Raw genomic sequence first — 18,104 nt, 5'->3', positions numbered from 1 at the left:
AGGGCGATGCTGTTGACGCACGCGTCCGACCTGCTGGCGCGCCCCCCTCATCCGGCACGGGCTGCGTCCGTGCCACCTTCTGCCACGAGGGAAGGAAGAGAGTTGCGGAAGCCGAGTACGAAAAAGTCCTCCGCGGTGACCGCGGAGGACTCGATGATCAAGTTGAAAAGTCGGCGATAACCTCGGGATTCCGGGTTCGCGAGCTGCGCTCGCGCCCCGGAATGACCGGGTAGGTCAACTAGCCGCCGGTCGGCGCGGCGACTTCGCCTTCGATGACGTCGCCGAACAGCTTCCAGTTCTCGCCTTCGAACTTCATCATCTGCAGCTGCTCGATCGGCGCGAAGTCGGTCGCCGAGGTCTGGAGCTTGACGCCCGGCAGCAGGCCGCCGAGCTGCACGCCCTGCAGGTTGGCCGCCTGCTTCATGACGTTCTCGCGGGTGAGGTCGTCGCCGCACTGCTTGATCAGCACCGCGACGGTCTCGGCGATGTTGTAACCGGTCATGAACGAGCTGTCGGCGCGGCTGGCGTCCGGCGCGTACTTCGCCATGAACTCGTAATACGCCTTCATGCCCGGATCGTTTTCCCACTGCTTGTCGGTGGCGTCCTTGGCATAGGAGGCCGAGATGATGCCCTGGGCGTTTTCGAAGCCGGCGGGCTTCATCACGCTGCCGGTCGAGGCCGAGACGTTCGGCACGATCATCATCGGCTTCCACGCCAGCTCGGCGACCTTCTTGATGGTCTGCGCGGCGAATTTCGGCGTGGCGAAGATCACCAGCACGTCCGGATTGGCGGCCTTGATCTTGACGATGTGGGAGTCGACCGTCGGTTCGGTCAGCTCGTAGCTGTCCTCGATCACGACCTGCGAGGCCTTGGCGCCGAGGCCGTCCTTGAGGCCCTTGAGATAGTCCTTGCCGAAATCGTCGCCCTGGTACAGCACGGCGATCTTGGCGTCCGGCTTCTCCTTCATCAGGTACTTGGCGTAGATGCGACCTTCGCTCTGGTAGCTCGGCAGCCAGCCCATCGTCCACGGGAAGCGCTTCGGATCGTTCCACTTGGTGGCGCCCGACGCCAGGAACAGATGCGGCACCTTCTTGGCGTTGAGATATTTCTGGATCGCGGTGTTCGACGGCGTGCCGAGCGGCGAGAACATGAACAGGACTTCGTCGCTCTCGACCAGCTTGCGGGTCTGCTCGACCGCCTTCGGCGGCGAGTAGGCGTCGTCGTAAGAGATGTAGACGATCTTGCGGCCGTTGATGCCGCCCTTGTCGTTGATCATCTTGAAGTAGGCGTCCTGCGCCCGGCCGACGCTGCCATAGGCGGACGCGGGGCCGCTGTAGGGCACGATGTTGCCGATCTTGACTTCGGTATCGCTGGCGCCGGGGCCGTATTTCTTCTGCGCCATCGCCTGGCCGCCGGCGGCGGACAGCAGAGCGGCGGTCGCCAGGGTGGCGATCGTGCGGGAGAGAGCGGACATCAAGTTCCTCGCAGGTTGTTGTTGGTCTTGCTGCAGGCGCTGCTCTGCAGTGCAGCAGTGCGCCGCAGGGTTAGCCGGTTCGGCGGCTCCGCTCAACCCGTTGCGATCGCGACGGTTACTGAAAGTCGTTGGGTTTCGGTTGAATCAAAAGCCATCGCGCCGCCTGCGCGGAATTGTCGCGTTTGTCAGGGGGGCCTAGTGGCTTCTGTTCGACGGACCAGCGGCGGCTGCGGAACTGCATCAAGCCGCATGAGCTTTTTTCAAATGCGCCGCGACGATTTTGAGGTCGTCCACGAAGCGGGCGTATTCGCGTTCCTTGGCGTCGGCATCGGGCAGCCGGAGCAGGTAGGACGGGTGGACGGTGACCAGCACCTGGGGACCCTCGTCGCGCTCGATCAGATGGCCGCGGTTGGCATTGATCGGCGTGACCTTGCCGAGCACGCTCTGCGCCGCGGTTGCGCCCATCGCCACCACCAGCAACGGCTTGATGACGGTGAGTTCGCGCTCGTACCATTGCCGGCACGCCTTGATCTCGGGCGTGTTCGGCTTCTGGTGCAGCCGGATCTTGCCGCGCGGCACGAATTTGAAATGCTTCACCGCATTGGTGACGTAAGTCTTGCTGCGGTCGACCCCGGCCTCGGCCAGCGCGCGGTCGAGCATCTGCCCGGCGGGGCCGACGAACGGCTTGCCGGCGAGGTCTTCCTTGTCGCCGGGCTGCTCGCCGACCAGCATCACGGTGGCGTGCTGCGGGCCTTCGCCGAATACGGTCTGGGTCGCCGGCTGCCACAGGTCGCAGTCGCGGCAATCGCGCGCCTGGTCGCGCAGCGCCTCCAGCGTATCGCCGCTGTGCTTGGCTGTCGTCATCGGCTGTTCCTGTCGCTGCGGCTTCTTCGGCGCGGTCGCCTCGGCGGCGACCATCGCGTGGGTCTTGCGCTCGGCGTCCTCGATCAGCGGCTTGATCAGCTTGGCTTCGGGGAGGTTGCGCCAATATTTCTTCGGCATCTCGGCCTGCATGGCTTTGGTCTTCAGTCGCGCCGGATTGAAGATGCTGGCGTAGTAAGTCAGCCAGGTTTCCTCCAGCCGATCCTCCGACGGTGCCATCGATTTTGCCACGCCGGGCGTGATTGCGATCGCGTGGCCGTCCCAATGCGCGCAGACGTCCGGCGTCAGGATCGACCAGGCCATATCGGCGAAGCGGCGCGCGAAGAACGGCGCGGCGAGTTCGACGATGTGGTGCTCGGGCTCGAACCAGGCCACGTAGCGTGACTTCGGCTCGCGGCCGATTTCCTTGAAGCGGACGAAGGCGTGCATCTTGTGCTCGTCTCGCCGCACCGCTTTCGCCATCGCCTGCAGCCGCGCGACGTCAGGGTCGGTGGCGATCGACATCAGCTCGGGATTGGCGCGCAGCCGCCACAGCAATTGATAGAGATAGGCGAAGCGTTGCGGATCGCGATGCAGGATGGCGGTCTTGGCCAGCTCGACGAAGCGGGCGGGGACGTTGAAGGTCGGAGTAGGAGAGGGGGCGGTTGCGTCAGAGGATGGCGATGCCGGCTGCGTCGGCGGCGCTGACTGATCGAAAGGCGCTGGCGCCTCCGCAAACGCCCCGGTTCCTGAAGCGGCTGCTCCCGGCGCCAGCCCCGGCGCATCGAACAACTCAGGCTCGTCCCCCGCCACCGTCCAGGTAACATCCGCCGGCGCCACATCCGCCAACACCAACCCCCGCGCCGCCGTGCGCCAACCATCGAAATCGGTGTCGCTGTCGAGGCGGATGGCGTGCATGGCGGTGATTGCTTCTCTCCCTGAGCGACTTGTTATTTCGTCGTTGCCACTTGTTCATCGTCATCCTGAGGTGCCGCCGCAAAGCGGCGGCCTCGAAGGATGGGCTCCAAGCGCTTGTAGCTCATCCTTCGAGGCTCGCTGCGCTCGCACCTCAGGATGACGGCTTTGCTTGGAGTTAATCACCCATCCCCGTCATTGCGAGCGAAGCGAAGCAATCCAGCCCAGTGCACGGCGCTGGATTGCTTCGTCGGCTGCGCCTCCTCGCAATGACGCTAAACCTCAAAACCCGAATCCCAGTTGCTGCGCCTTCGGCTTGAAGCGCTCCGCCAAGCGTGCGCCGTCGAGCAGGTAGCTCGGCGGGCGGTGGTCGGGGAGAACGATGAAGGGCAGGGCCTTGTTCCGTGGGATGTGGAGTTTCGAAAGGTCCGCGGTGCGGATGGCGCTGTAGCGACGCGTGTCGATGATGCGGTCGACCGCCTTGCGGCCGAAGCCGGGCACCCGCAGCAATTCCTCGCGGCTGGCGCGGTTGACGTCGAGCGGGAAGCGATCGCGATGGCGCAGCGCCCAGGCGAGCTTGGGATCCATCTCCAGCGACAGCATGCCTGCGGCCGGATCGATGATCTCGCCGGCATCGAAGCCGTAGAACCGCATCAGCCAGTCGGCCTGATACAGCCGATGTTCGCGCACCAGCGGCGGCGCCGCCAGCGGCAGCGCGCGGCTTGAATCTGGGATCGGGCTGAACGCCGAGTAGTACACCCGCTTGAGATTGTACGAGCCGTAGAGATTGGCACTGGTGTCCAGAATGGTCTGGTCGGTGGCGGCGTCGGCGCCGACGATCATCTGCGTGCTTTGCCCGGCCGGCGCGAAGCGCGGCGGCCGGGCGCGGCTCGGCTGCTTGCGCGCCTCGGCCTTGGCTTCAGTCGCTTCATCCAGCCGCAGCCGCAGTCGCCCCATGGTGCGGCGGATGGCGCGGACGTCCTTCTCCGGCGCCAGCTTGGCCAGGCTGTTCTCCTCCGGCACCTCGATGTTGATGCTGAGCCGGTCGGCGTAGCGGCCGGCCTTGGCGATCAGCGCATCGTCGGCCTCGGGGATGGTCTTGAGATGGATATAGCCGCGGAAGTGGTGCTCCTCCCGCAGCCGCCGCGCGACTTCGACGACCTGCTCCATCGTGTAGTCGGCGCTGCGGATGATGCCTGACGACAGGAACAGCCCCTCGATGTAGTTGCGGCGATAGAAATCGAGCGTGAGCTGCACCACCTCGTCGACGGTGAAGCGCGCGCGCGGCACGTTCGACGAGGCGCGGTTGACGCAATACAGGCAATCGTAGTTGCAGGCATTGGTCAGCAGCACCTTGAGCAGTGAGATACAGCGGCCGTCCGGCGCGTAGGAATGGCAGATGCCCATGCCGGGCGCGGTCGAGCCCAGCCCACGGCCGTCACGGCTGTCGCGTTTCTCCGTGCCGCTCGAGGCGCAGGAGGCGTCGTACTTGGCCGCATCTGCCAGGATGGCCAGCTTGCGCTGCACGTCCATTGGGAATCTCCTTGATTCAACTCGGGAAAAAATTTGGCGCGGGACCTCGTGCCGATCCCGATTGACTCCCCATCACGCTAGGGCTTTATTAGAACATATCATGAACAAATGAGCCGGCAACGGGTTCATCGAATCTCGTGACGGCAACGGAAAAAGGAGCGGCGCATGGACGGCGCGCGCCACAGCATGCTTGCGCGCCTGAAGGGCGAAATCGACCGGCTCGAAAGCGGGACGACCGAAACGCTGCGCCGCGTGCCGCTCGGCCACGCCGAGGCCGACGCCGTGCTGCAGGGCGGGCTGGTGCAGGGCGCGCTGCATGAGGTGTTTTGCGACGGTCACCACAGCGCGGCGGCGACTGGTTTCACGGCGGGCGTGGCGCGGCTGCTGGCTGAGCAGCGCTTCCTGCTGTGGATCCGTCAGGACTTTTCCGCGCGCGAAAACGGCGAGCTGGCGATGGAGGGCCTCGCCGAACTCGGCCTCGATCCGCGCCGGCTGGTGATGGTGCGGGCGCACGATGCCGACAGCGCGCTGCGCGCGGCCGCCGATGCGCTGGCGTGTAATGGCCTTGGCGCGGTGATCACCGAACTGTGGGGCGAGACCCGCGCGTTCGATCAGGTCGCCTCGCGAAAACTGACGCTGGCTGCGCAGGACAGCGGCGTCACCGCGCTGATGCTGCGCATCGCCGCCGCGCCGCAGGCCTCGACCGCGGAGACGCGCTGGATGGTGCGCGCGGCGCATTCGCCGCCGAGCGAAGACTGGGGGGCTCCGGTGCTCGAAACCTCGCTCATCCGCAATCGTCACGGCCAGACCGGCCATTGGATCATGGAATGGAATTGTGATGCGTGCCACTTCCGTGAACCGCAGACGCATTCTCGGCCTGTGGCTGCCGAGGTTGCCGACCGATCGGTTCGAACGTCAGTTACTTCCGCCGAGCAGCGGCTCGCAGGTTGATGCCTCGCGCGCGCCACGGGTGGTCGCCGCCAAGCGCGACAACGCGCTGGTGGTGGTGGCTTGCGACGTGCGGGCGACGCAGGGCGGCGTGCTGCCCGGCATGCCGCTCGCCACCGTGCGGGCGATGCATCCGGCGCTTGAGGTGATCGATCACGATCCGCATGCCGACGCGCTGCTGCTGCATGCGATCGCCGACTGGTGCGATCGCTTCACGCCGCTGGTGGCGCTCGATGGCAGCGATGGGCTGCTGCTCGATATCACCGGCTGCGCGCATTTGTTCGGCGACGAGGCGAAGCTGCTGACAATGCTGACGGCGTCGCTGACGCGGCAGGGCTTCGCAACCAGTGCGGCGATCGCCGGCACGGCGGTGGCGGCGCGGGCGCTGACCCGCGGCGCGCCGCGGACTATCGTGGCGCCGGGCGAGGAGGCGCAAGCGGTGGCGCCGCTGCCGGTGGCGGCGCTCGGCGTCGATGAGGCGACCGTGCGCGGGCTGCGCCGCGCCGGGCTCAGGACCATCGGCGAGGTACTGGCGCGGCAATCCTCCGAACTCGCGGCGCGGTTTGGCGAAGGGTTCGTCGCGGTGCTGCGCCAGGCGGCCGGCGACGACGACGCGCCGATCTCACCGCGCAAGCCGGCACCGGACTACGTCATCGACAAGCGCTTCCCCGAGCCGGTCGCGACCACCGACGTCATTCTGCCGACGCTGCTGGGGCTGGCGAAGCTGCTGATCGCCGCGATGGAGCGGAGCGGTAAGGGCGCGCGGCAGCTCGTCGCCAGCTTCTTCCGCAGCGACGGCGCGGTGCGCAGCATCAGCGTCGAGACCGGCCAGCCGGTGACGCGGGTCGAGGTGGTGCAGCGACTGTTTGCCGAAAAGCTCGACGCGCTGGCCGATCCGCTCGATCCCGGCTTCGGCTACGATCTGATCCGGCTCGCCGCCAGCGTCAGCGTACCCACCACCGAGGCGCAGCGCGGTTTCGACACCACCGCGCATCAGGCCGAAGACGTGGCCCTGCTTGCAGATACGCTGGCGGCGCGGCTCGGGGCACGGCGCGTCGTCCGCTATCTGCCGCAGGACACGCATATTCCCGAGCGCGTGGCGCTCGCCGTGCCGGTGCAGCATTGCCCGCCGGATAGTAACGATGCGCCATGGCCGGCGCGCGCCGACGAGCCGCCGCTGCGCCCGCTGCGGCTGCTGCAACAGCCCGAGCCGATCGAGGTGCTGGCCGGCGTGCCGGACGGCCCACCGGCGCAGTTCATCTGGCGCCGCGTCACCCACCGCGTCACCCGCGCCGAAGGCCCGGAGCGGATCGCCGCCGAATGGTGGCGCGCCGCCGAGCCCGGCCTGACCCGCGATTACTTCCGCATCGAGGACGAGGAAGGCGCGCGGTTCTGGCTGTATCGCGACGGCCTCTATGCGATCGAGGTGATGCCGCAGTCCGACGGCACCGGCCAGCCGCGTTGGTACATGCACGGGCTGTTCGCGTGAGGTGGAGTTAAGCTCTAGGCCATGACCTCTCCCCGTCATTGCGAGCGAAGCGAAGCAATCCATAGCGTCGTGCACTGAACTGGATTGCTTCGTCGCGGAGCCCGTGCTCGGACGGCGCGAAGCGCCGATCCGGGTGCTCCTCGCAATGACGGACTAAATTACGAATTACTAAACCGAGACGCCCATGAGCGCGCGCTACGCCGAGATCGGCGTTACCACCAACTTCTCGTTCCTGGAAGGCGGTTCGCATCCGCAGGAGTATGTCCGTCAGGCCGGCGAGCTCGAACTCGATGCGATCGGCATCGCCGACCGCAATACGCTGGCCGGCGTGGTGCGCGCCTACAGCGAACTCGACAATAAGGAGCTGATCCACAAACCCAAACTGCTGATCGGCACCCGGCTGTGCTTCATCGACGGAACGCCGGATCTGCTCGCCTATCCGACCGACCGCGCCGCCTACGGCCGGCTCTGCCGCCTGCTCAGCACCGGCAAGCTGCGCGCCGAGAAGGGCGAGTGCCATCTGACGTTTGGAGACCTGGAAGAGTTCGTCCACGAGCCTGCGCCACCTAGCGATCGGCCTTCAGCTACTATCCACCACCTCCCCACGTCGTCATGGCCGGGCTTGACCCTGCCATCCACGGCTCCGAGCAAGGCCGTGCTGGCGTCCGTGGACGCCCGGGTCAAGCCCGGGCATGACGGTGGAAAGGTCACGGTTGATAGCTCGAAAATACTGCTGGTCGTGATGCCGTCCTATCGCTTCCAGACCAAGACCATCGCATCCGCGCTCACGCGTCTCACCGCGCTCAACACCGGAAATATCTGGCTCGGCCTCGCGCCTTATTATCACGGCGACGACAAGCGGCGGCTGGATCGGCTGCGGCGGATAGCGGCGTCCGCCAAGGTGCCGTGTATCGCCACCAACGATGTCCTGTATCACCATCCGGCGCGGCGTCCGCTGCAGGATGTGCTCACCTGCGTGCGCGAGAAGACCACGATCGGCAAGGTGGGGCGCCGGCTGGAAGGCAATGCCGAACGCCATCTCAAGCCCGCCGCCGAAATGGCGCGGCTGTTCCTCCATGATCCCGATGCTATCGCCGAGACGCTGCGCTTCGCCGATCGCATTACGTTTACGCTGAACGAGCTGAAATATCATTATCCCGACGAACCCGTGCCGCCCGGCAAAACGGCGCAGCAACATCTGCAGGATCTGACCGAGCAGGGCATCGTCGAATATTTCCCGCGAGGCATCAGCGAAAAGCTGCGCGCAACGATCGACAAGGAGCTGGCGATCATCGCGCATCGCGGCTATGCGCACTACTTCCTCACCGTGCACGACATCGTCCGCTATGCGCGGTCGCAGGACATCCTGTGTCAGGGCCGGGGTTCGGCCGCGAACTCCGCGGTGTGCTACGTGCTCGGCATTACTTGCGTCGATCCGACCGAGATCAACTTGCTGTTCGAGCGCTTCGTCTCCGAGGAGCGCGACGAGCCGCCGGACATCGATGTGGATTTCGAGCATTCGCGCCGCGAGGAGGTGATGCAATATGTCTATCACCGCTACGGCCGCCATCGCGCAGCGATCGTGGCCACCGTGATCCATTATCGGCCGCGCTCGGCGATCCGCGACGTCGGCAAAGCGTTGGGGCTGAGCGAAGACGTCACGGCGGCGCTCGCCGATACGGTGTGGGGCAGCTGGGGCACGGGGCTGAACGAGATGCAGGTGAGGCAGGCCGGGCTCGATCCGCAGAACACGATGATCGGTCGTGCGGTCGAACTCGCCACCGAGTTGATCGGATTTCCGCGGCATCTGTCGCAGCATGTCGGCGGCTATGTGCTGACCCAGGATCGGCTCGACAGCTACGTGCCGATCGGCAACGCGGCGATGGCCGACCGCACCTTCATTGAATGGGACAAGGACGACATCGATGCGGTGCAGATGATGAAGGTCGACGTGCTGGCGCTCGGCATGCTGACCTGCCTTCGCAAAGGGTTCGACCTGATCGCGCAGCACAAGGGCGTACGGTTTCAGCTCTCCGACATCAAGTCGGAGGACGACAACGCCGTCTATAAGATGCTCCAGCGCGGCGAGTCGATCGGCGTGTTCCAGGTCGAGAGTCGGGCGCAGATGAACATGCTTCCGCGGCTGAAGCCGCGCTGCTTCTACGACCTCGTCATCGAAGTCGCGATCGTGCGGCCTGGCCCGATCCAGGGCGACATGGTGCATCCGTATTTGCGGCGGCGGAACGGCCAGGAGCCGGTGGTGTACCCCTCGCCATCCGGAGAGGCCGGGGACAAGAACGAGCTCAAGGACATTCTCGGCCAGACGCTCGGCGTGCCGCTGTTTCAGGAACAGGCGATGCGGATCGCGATCGAGGCCGCGCACTTCACCCCGGACGAGGCCAATCAGCTGCGCCGCGCGATGGCGACGTTTCGCAATGTCGGCACGATCGGAAAATTCGAGAGAAAGATGATCGGTAATCTGGTGGCGCGCGGCTATCCGCAGCAATTCGCGGAAAACTGCTTCAATCAGATCAAGGGGTTCGGCACTTATGGATTTCCCGAGAGCCATGCCGCAAGTTTTGCCAAGCTGGTCTACGTCTCGGCGTGGATGAAATGTGAACACCCCGACGCCTTCTGCTGCGCATTGCTCAATTCGCAGCCGATGGGGTTCTACGCGCCGGCGCAGATCGTCGGCGATGCGCGGGCCAACAAGGTCGAGGTGCAGCCGGTCGATGTGTCGTTCAGCGAGGGGCAATGCACGCTGGAGGAGCGCTGCGGCAAGTATCACGCGGTGCGGCTCGGCTTCCGCATGATTGACGGCTTCCGTTGGGCCGATCCGGACGAGGAGCGGGTGCGGCGCGAAGCCGGCGAGGCGCCAAGCGACGATTGGGCGGAGCGCATCGTCGCGGCGCGGGCGAGGGGGGCGTTCACGTCGCTCGAACAGTTCTCCCGCATCACCGCGCTGCCGAAGCGTGCGCTCATCTTGTTAGCTGACGCCGATGCGTTCCGCTCGCTCGGGCTCGACCGCCGCGCCGCGCTGTGGGCGGTACGGCGGTTACCCGACGATGTGCCGCTGCCGCTGTTCGAAGCTGCCAGCGCGCGCGAGCAGGAGGACGAGCGTGCCGCGCCGCTCCCGGCGATGCCGATGGCCGAGCACGTCGTCGCCGATTATCAGACGGTGCGGCTATCGCTCAAGGGCCACCCGATGGAATTTCTGCGCGCGCTGTTCGCGGCCGAGCGCGTGGTGACGTGCCGCGACGTCTCTGACTCACGGCGTAACGGCCGCAGCGTGCGCTGCGCCGGCGTCGTGCTGGTGCGGCAGCGGCCGGGCAGCGCCAATGGCGTGATCTTCATGACCATCGAGGACGAGACCGGCATCGCCAACATCGTGGTGTGGCCGGCGGTGATGGAGAAATATCGCAAGGAAGTGATGGGCGCGCGGCTGGTGCTGGTCGAAGGCAAGGTCCAGGCGAGCCCGGAAGGCCTCGTGCATCTCGTCGCCGAGCGGCTGATCGATCGCAGTCACGACATGGGCCGGCTGGCGGACGGCCTGGTCCGCCCGGCGCTGCCAGACGGCGCCGATTTGTACGAGCCGCTCACTTCAGAGAAAGGCAACTACGAGGCCCTCAACGGCGACCGCCGCGACACGCCCGACACTCCCGCCCAGCGCCACCGCCATCCCCGCGACGTCCGCATCCTGCCGCCGTCGCGGGATTTTCATTGACGGATCACTCGCGGTCACGACCCGCAGCGGAAAATGGCTCCGTGGCAGGCACTTTGGAGCGCTCGGCAAAGACGGAATCCCTCGCGCTGGTCAATCGAGTCTGCTGTCTGACAGCCGAGAGGCTTGTCGTTCCGATCACCTTCTTGATCGAGAGCGAGATACGTCTCGCTATCGGTCCACTCACCTGTTACACAACGACCATCACCGCGTGCTCGCTGGCTGTTATCGGTGACTGAGAGCATTGCGCTCCCGCCTTAACCGAAGAGGCGGTGACATGCCCGACTCCCGCAAATTTGATATCCGCGAATGGATGGTTCCGCCGGTCCTGGTGCCGGTCTTCATCGTCGTGCTGATCGTTATCGCCGGCGTCGTGCCGCGCTGACGCGCCGGATCCGCGATCGGCGCGGGAGCGATAGAGCTCAATTTAACGGGAGACACGGTGTGACAGACAAAGCCGCCATTCGCGACGCTTACGGTGCTCCTGCCATTTTCGTCGGATCAAAGACCGGCCAGGACGATGCGCCCTTCGTCTTCGTCAGGGTCGGCGACGAAGAACGTCGCATGCGGCGTTCGGAATGGGACGCGCTTCCCGCCTGGACCGGGCCTCGCCCGATCTGGGCCAACAAAAGATAAGCGAACGAGTCCGGCCCGGCCCAGCTCTTCCTTATTCTGCCTGAGCGACTGATGTGGGCGTCGACCGTCACCTGGGGAGGGGCTTTTGCACAACTCGGGTGCAGCGCGCCCAGGGGCTGAAAAGGCTTGGCTGGGATGTGCGCCATGCCGGGCGCGCGCTTGCTCTTCGGATGGATACGCGCGTCACGTCCGCGTATGACGATGGTGTGAGTCGGAGGTCCGTCCAGAGGCGGACCGGAAGGCGAGGAAACACCATGCAATCTCCCCGCGAACTGCTTGCTGATCTGTGGATTTCCGTCGGCGGCGATGCCGCCGCGCTGGAGCGCGTCGCGCTGACCGGCGACGAGCCGCAATTGCCCTCGTCCTTTCGGGTCGATGCAGCCGCGCAGGTGTCGATCGCGGCGAGCGCGATAGCGGCTGCGCAGATCTGGGAGATGCGCAGCGGGCAGACGCAGACGATCAAGGTCGACAGCCGTCACGCCGCAATCGAATGCCGGTCCGAACGTTACTTGCGCCGCGATGGCGAGCCGCCGCCGCCGATGTGGGATCCGATCGCCGGCGTGTATCAGGTGAAGGGCGGCGGCTACGTCCGGTTGCACACCAATTTCCCGCATCATCGCGACGCGGTCTGCAACGTGCTGAACTGCGAGCCGACGCGCGAGGCCGTGCAGGCCGCCCTGCTGCAATGGGATGGCGAGGCGTTCGAAACCGCGGCCTATGCGGCCGGCGGTGCCGTCTCGTTCATGCGCTCGCGCGAGGAATGGCAGGCGCTGCCCCAGGCGGCCGCGCTGGCCGCGCTGCCGCTCGTCGAGATCAGCAGGATCGGCGAGGCGGCGCCGAAGCCTTGGCCGGCCGGCGATCGGCCGCTCGCCGGCCTGCGGGTGCTTGATCTGTCGCGCGTCATCGCCGGCCCTGTCGCCGGCCGCACGCTGGCGGCGCACGGCGCGGACGTCATGCTGGTATCAAGTCCGAAGTTGCCGTCGATCCCGTGGCTGGTGATCGACACCGGTCGCGGCAAGCTTTCGAGCTATGCGGACCTCACCACGCAAGCCGGCCACGCAGCGCTTCGCGCGCTGCTCGCCGAGGCGGATATCTTCAGTCAGGGCTATCGCCCGCGTTCGCTTGCCGCGCTCGGCTTTTCGCCCGAGGAGGCCGCCGCGATCAATCCCGGGCTCGTCTACGTGTCGTTGTCCGCCTATGGCCGGAGCGGGCCGTGGGCCGAACGGCGCGGCTTCGACTCATTGGTGCAATGCGCAACCGGATTCAATCACGCCGAAGGGCAGGCGGCCGGCGTCAGCGGACCGAAGGAATTTCCGATGCAGATCCTCGATCACGCCACCGGTTACCTGATGGCATTCGGGGCAATGGTCGCAAAGGCGCGCCAGGCCCGCGAGGGCGGAAGCTGGCACGTGCAGGTCTCGCTCGCCCGTACCGGCCAATGGCTGTGGGAGATGGGGCGGCTGGCCGACGGCCTCTCGGCTCCGGACATCAGCGCAGCAGACGCGGCGCCGTTTCTTGCGGATATGCCCTCCGGCTTCGGCAGGCTGACGGCAGTGCGGCACGCGGCCGAACTGTCGGCGACCCCGGCGCACTGGGCGCGTCCTGCCGTGCCGCTCGGCTCGGACCCGGCGCAGTGGCCGGTGCGGGGCTGAGCGCACCCGTTCGATGATCGTCGGAAGCCCGCTCTGCCCGGTTGTGACGATCAGACGAGACAAGCGGAGCGGGCTGCTCACTCTTGAAAAACTGATCGGCGCGACCGAGAAGTTAACGGGATCTTGAGCCGGTTAATCCACCATTCAGGTTCCGCTGGATAGGAACATTCGTCCGGGCGGCCATCTGCCGGGATGGTGCGCTGCGATGGTGATGCGATTTCACGCTGGACGCGCTTTTTAGTTGGCGTGTCACATGAATTCGGCACTATGAGCCGCCGGGAGGCGAACGCGGCGATCAAGCCGGATCTCGAGCTGGGCCATGCTGAACGAATTTACCGAACGTCTGCGAGCGGTGCCGCGCAAATGGCTCATTGTGGCCGGCTGTGGAGTTGTGGGCGCGGCGGTGATCGGCACCGTCGCGGTGCAGAGCTTCACGACCCCGGAGGTTCATTCGGAGATCTCCAGCCAGTCCCGCCGCAGCGCCGATCGCTACACGCCGAGCCCGTCCGAATGGGCCAGCCTGACGATCGAGCCGGTGAGCGATTTCAGCTTCCGGGCCGAACACATCACCGAAGGCAAGATCGCGATCGATGAAGATCGCTCGACGCCGGTGTTTTCGCCCTATGCGGGGCGGGTGATGAAGCTGCTGGCGCGCCCCGGCGATCATGTTGAACAGGGCCAGCCGCTGTTCACCATCGAGGCGCCCGATACGGTCCAGGCGCAGAACGATTTCATCGCCGCCTCGACAGCGCTCAACAAGGCGAAGTCGCAGCTTGAACTGGCGCAACTGCAGGACAAGCGGGCCCGCGATCTGTTCGAAGGCAAAGCGATCCCGCTGAAGGACTATCAGCAGGCCCAGACTACGCTGATCAGCGCGCAGAACGATATGCAGTCGGCGACCACGGCCCTCGAAGCCGCGCGCAATCGGCTGCGCATCCTCGGTCTCACCGAGGCGGCGATTACGACGTTCCAGGACAAGGGCAAGATCAATCCGGAAACCACGATCTACGCGCCGCTCGCGGGCACCGTCCTGCAACGCAAGATCGGCCCCGGGCAATATGTCAACGCCGGCGCAAGCGATCCGGTGTTCGTGATCGGCGATTTGTCCACCGTGTGGCTCACGGCCTTCGTTCGTGAATCCGAAGCCGCCGCGGTCGAGATCGGCCAGGACATCAGCTTCAAGGTGCTGGCGCTCCCGAACCGTAATCTGACGGCCCGCGTCAACTACGTCGCCGCGGCGATCGATCCGAACACCCGCCGGCTGATGGTCCGCGCCACGCTGGACAATCCGGACGGTGCGCTGAAGCCGGAAATGTTCGCCAATGTCACGATCTACTCGGCGTCCGACCATCCTGCCGTCGGCGTGCCGCGCACGGCGCTGATCTACGAAGGCGATCAGGTCCGCGTCTGGGTCGCCCGCGACGATCGCTCGATCGAGCTGCGCACCATCAAGCCCGGTCTCACCGCAGGCAATCTGGTCGAAGTGATCGGCAATCTGAAGCCCGGCGAGAAGATCGTCACCAAGGGCAGCCTGTTCATCGACCGCGCCGCCACCGGCTGAGGTTTTCTGACCTAGGGCACCCTTTCACTCCTCCTTCGCCTTCCCCTCTTGCCTCCTCGTCCCGCGCGAAAGGCCGCTCTCGCGTAACCTGTCGCAAAGTTCATTTGACGGTGCGGAACGATGATGGAGAGAACACCGGACGCCTGATCGCGGTTCCCGCCGCCTGCCTGCCTGAAAGGTTCGATCCGGATGGGTCGCCTCGTAGCCCTTGCCGTCAACCGACGCTTTTTGATGGTCGCGATGTTTCTGCTGGTGCTGGCCGGCGGCGCGATCGCTTTCAAGCAGCTCAACATCGAGGCCTATCCGGATCCAACCCCGCCGATGGTCGACATCGTGACCCAGAGCCCCGGGCTCTCGGCGGAAGAAATCGAGCGCTACATCACGATCCCGATCGAGACCCAGGTCGCGGGCATCAAGAACCTGAAGACGATCCGGACGATTTCGCTGTACGGCCTGTCCGACGTCAAACTGCAGTTCTCGTTCGATTACACTTATGACGAAGCGCTGCAGCAGGTGCTCAACCGGCTGTCGCAACTGCCCGCGCTGCCCGGCAATGCGCAGCCGGGCATCTCGCCGCTGAGTCCGATCGGCGAAATCTTCCGTTATCGGCTGGTCGGCCCGCCCGGCTACAGCGTGCTCGATCTGAAGACTTTGCAGGATTGGGTGCTGCAGCGCCGCTTCCGTGCGGTGCCGGGCGTCATCGACGTCACCGGCTGGGGCGGAAAGACCAAAACCTATGAGGTCCAGGTCGACTTCAACAAGCTGGTCGCCAATGGCTTGACCTTGCCGCAGGTACTGCAGGCGGTTTCCAACTCGAATATCAATGTCGGCGGCAACACCGTCGATATCGGCACCCAGTCGGCGGTGGTCCGCGGCGTTGGGCTTATCCGGTCGATCGACGATCTCGCCAACACCATGGTGACCTCGAGCAACGGCAACCCCGTCCTCGTCAAGGACATCGCCAATGTCAGCGTCGGCGAAAAGCCCCGGCTCGGCATCGCCGGCATGAACAATGACGACGACATTGTCCAGGGCATCGTGCTGATGCGGCGCGGCGAGAAGAGCTCGCCGACCATCGCGCGGGTCGAGCAGACGGTGAACGCGATCAACGCCTCTGGCGTGCTGCCTCCGGGCGTGCGGATCGAGCGGATTTACGACCGCAAGGATCTGATCGACACCACCACCCACACCGTGCTGCACAACATGGTGGTCGGCATCCTGCTGATCGTGTTCCTGCAGTGGGTGTTCCTCGGCAATTTGCGAAGCGCGCTGATCGTCGGCGCCACCATTCCGTTCGCGTTGTTCTTCGCGGTGATCATCCTGGTGCTGCGCGGTGAATCCGCGAATCTGCTGTCGGTCGGCGCGATCGATTTCGGCCTGATCGTCGACGCCACCGTGATCATGGTCGAGGCGATCTTCAGACGGCTGTCGCACAGCACGCCCTTGTCGGACGAAGAGCGCAGCCACATCTCGTCCGAAACCATCATGGACATGAAGAGCCATGCGATCCTGTCGGCCGCCGCCGACGTCTCGCGCTCGATCTTCTTTGCGGCAGCGATCATCATCGCGGCGTTCCTGCCGCTGTTCACGCTGTCCGGCGTCGAAGGCAACATCTTCGGGCCGATGGCGCGGACCTATGCCTACGCGCTCGCGGGCGGCCTGCTCGCCACCTTCACGGTGACGCCGGCGCTCTCGGCGATCATCCTGCCGTCGCACGTCAAGGAAACCGAGACGTTCCTGATGCGCTGGCTGCATCGGCTGTACATGCCACTGCTCGGCTGGGCGGTCGCCAATCGGCGGCTGGTGATGGCCGGCGCCGTCGGGCTGGTGCTGATGACCGTGGTGGCATCGCGCTTCCTCGGCCTCGAATTCCTGCCCAAGCTCGAAGAAGGCAATCTCTGGGTGCGCGCGACGCTTCCGCCGACCATCTCGCTCGCCGAGGGCAACACCTACGTCAATCAGATGCGGCGGCTCATCCAGAGCTTTCCCGAGGTCGAGTCGGTGGTGTCGCAACACGGCCGGCCTGACGACGGCACCGACGCGGCCGGTCTGTTCAATGCCGAGTTCTTCGCGCCGCTGAAGCCGGTGTCGCAATGGCCCGGCGTCAAGGACAAGGACGAACTCACCGCGCGGATGCTGAAACAGTTGCAGGACAAATTCCCCGGCGTCGAGTTCAACTTCTCGCAATATCTGCAGGACAACGTGTCCGAAGCGGTGTCCGGCGTGAAGGGTGAGAACTCGATCAAGCTGTACGGCAATGACCTGCAGGCGCTCACCGATACGGCGAACAAGATCAAGGCCGTGCTTGCGACGGTGCAGGGTGTCACCGACCTCGCGGTGTTCACCTCGCTGGGACAGCCGACGATCCAGATAGACGTCGACCGCGCTCGCGCGGCGCGTTACGGGCTGGCGCCCGGTGACATCAATGCGACCATCCGGGTCGCGATCGGCGGCGACAGCGCGGGCGATCTTTACGAGCCCGGCAGCGACCGGCATTTCCCGATCATCATCCGGCTCGCGCCGGAGTATCGCAAGAGCGCCGAGGCGATCCACAATCTGCGGATCGGCGTGCAGGGGCCGAACGGCATTACCCAGATTCCGCTGAGCGAAGTGGCATCGATCCAACTCGTCTCGGGCGCCGCCTATATCTATCGCGAGCAGCAGGAGCGCTATCTGCCGATCAAGTTCTCGGTGCGCGAGCGCGACCTCGGCAGCGCCATTCAGGAGGCGCAGCAGAAGGTCGCCGAGCAGATACAACTGCCACCCGGCTCACGAGTCGAATGGGTCGGCGAATTCGGCAACCTGCAGGACGCGATCAAGCGTCTGTCGATCGTGGTGCCGATCAGCCTCCTTCTGATCGGCGTACTGCTGTTCTTCAACTTCGGATCGTTCGTCGACACGTTGCTGGCGATGAGCGTGATCCCGATGGCGATCTTCGGCGGTGTGATGGGGCTGCTGGTCAGCGGCATTCCGTTTAGCGTGTCGGCGGCAATCGGCTTCATCGCGCTGTTCGGCATCGCCGTGATGGACGGCATCATCATTTTGTCACAGTACAATCAGCTCATCGACCAGGGTCTCGATCGCATCAAGGCGGTGGTGCGAACCGGCGAGCTGCAATTGCGTCCGGTGCTGATGACCTGCGTGATTGCCGGCGTCGGCCTGTTGCCGGCGGCCGTGTCGCACGGCATCGGCTCGCAGGTTCAGAAGCCGCTGGCGATCGTCGTCGTCACCGGCATGATGCTTGCCCCTGGGGTGATTCTAATCACGCTGCCGGTCCTGATCTCGTATTTCTCGCGCCGCCGCCTCGGATGATT

At 65.3% G+C, this 18,104-nt stretch carries 10 protein-coding genes; 7 read left to right on the top strand and 3 right to left on the bottom strand.

Annotation, left to right across the window (positions count from 1 at the left end; translation table 11 throughout):
- Window positions 1-238: 238 nt before the first annotated feature.
- The 3 genes from ACFFJ6_RS12820 to ACFFJ6_RS12810 all read right to left on the bottom strand — a co-directional run bounded on the left by ACFFJ6_RS12820 (window position 239) and on the right by ACFFJ6_RS12810 (window position 4,783).
- Window positions 239-1,474 carry an ABC transporter substrate-binding protein gene (locus tag ACFFJ6_RS12820; RefSeq protein ID WP_378388235.1) on the bottom strand — a complete coding sequence of 412 codons (1,236 nt, stop codon included), beginning with the start codon at window positions 1,472-1,474 and terminating at the stop codon, window positions 239-241.
- Between the two features lie 240 nt (window positions 1,475-1,714).
- A complete protein-coding gene (locus ACFFJ6_RS12815; protein WP_378388233.1) occupies window positions 1,715-3,253 on the bottom strand; it encodes a UdgX family uracil-DNA binding protein in 1,539 nt (512 codons plus the stop codon).
- A 279-nt stretch (window positions 3,254-3,532) separates the two neighbouring features.
- Window positions 3,533-4,783 carry a putative DNA modification/repair radical SAM protein gene (locus ACFFJ6_RS12810; protein WP_378388230.1) on the bottom strand — a complete coding sequence of 417 codons (1,251 nt, stop codon included), beginning with the start codon at window positions 4,781-4,783 and terminating at the stop codon, window positions 3,533-3,535.
- Between the two features lie 165 nt (window positions 4,784-4,948).
- Here ACFFJ6_RS12810 and ACFFJ6_RS12805 point away from each other — a divergent pair, with 165 nt between their 5' ends.
- The 7 genes from ACFFJ6_RS12805 (at window position 4,949) to ACFFJ6_RS12775 (ending at window position 18,102) form a co-directional block, all read left to right on the top strand.
- On the top strand, window positions 4,949-5,734 hold the full coding sequence (locus ACFFJ6_RS12805; RefSeq protein ID WP_378388228.1) for an ImuA family protein: 786 nt from the start codon (window positions 4,949-4,951) through the stop codon (window positions 5,732-5,734).
- Window positions 5,622-7,220, top strand: a complete 1,599-nt coding sequence (locus ACFFJ6_RS12800) for a Y-family DNA polymerase (RefSeq protein ID WP_378388226.1) — start codon at window positions 5,622-5,624, stop codon at window positions 7,218-7,220. The genes ACFFJ6_RS12805 and ACFFJ6_RS12800 overlap by 113 nt, the downstream gene beginning before the upstream one ends.
- 184 nt (window positions 7,221-7,404) lie before the next feature.
- Entirely contained in the window at window positions 7,405-10,944 is a 3,540-nt protein-coding gene (locus ACFFJ6_RS12795) for an error-prone DNA polymerase (RefSeq protein ID WP_378388224.1), read from the top strand.
- A gap of 441 nt (window positions 10,945-11,385) precedes the next feature.
- Window positions 11,386-11,577 (top strand): hypothetical protein, encoded by a 192-nt coding sequence (locus tag ACFFJ6_RS12790; RefSeq protein ID WP_378388222.1) that lies wholly within the window; start codon window positions 11,386-11,388, stop codon window positions 11,575-11,577.
- Window positions 11,578-11,831: 254 nt separating this feature from the next.
- Window positions 11,832-13,229 (top strand): CoA transferase, encoded by a 1,398-nt coding sequence (locus tag ACFFJ6_RS12785; protein ID WP_378388220.1) that lies wholly within the window; start codon window positions 11,832-11,834, stop codon window positions 13,227-13,229.
- Window positions 13,230-13,548: 319 nt separating this feature from the next.
- Window positions 13,549-14,790, top strand: coding sequence for an efflux RND transporter periplasmic adaptor subunit (locus tag ACFFJ6_RS12780; RefSeq protein WP_378388218.1), 1,242 nt, complete (start codon window positions 13,549-13,551; stop codon window positions 14,788-14,790).
- 189 nt (window positions 14,791-14,979) lie between these two features.
- Window positions 14,980-18,102, top strand: coding sequence for an efflux RND transporter permease subunit (locus tag ACFFJ6_RS12775; RefSeq protein WP_378388216.1), 3,123 nt, complete (start codon window positions 14,980-14,982; stop codon window positions 18,100-18,102).
- Window positions 18,103-18,104 lie beyond the last annotated feature (2 nt).

Source organism: Rhodopseudomonas telluris (assembly GCF_042432815.1).
Taxonomy (GTDB): Bacteria; Pseudomonadota; Alphaproteobacteria; order Rhizobiales; family Xanthobacteraceae; genus Rhodopseudomonas; species Rhodopseudomonas telluris.
The sequence above is the reverse complement of the archived record's forward strand: the minus strand, read 5'-3'. Positions and strand labels throughout refer to the sequence as shown.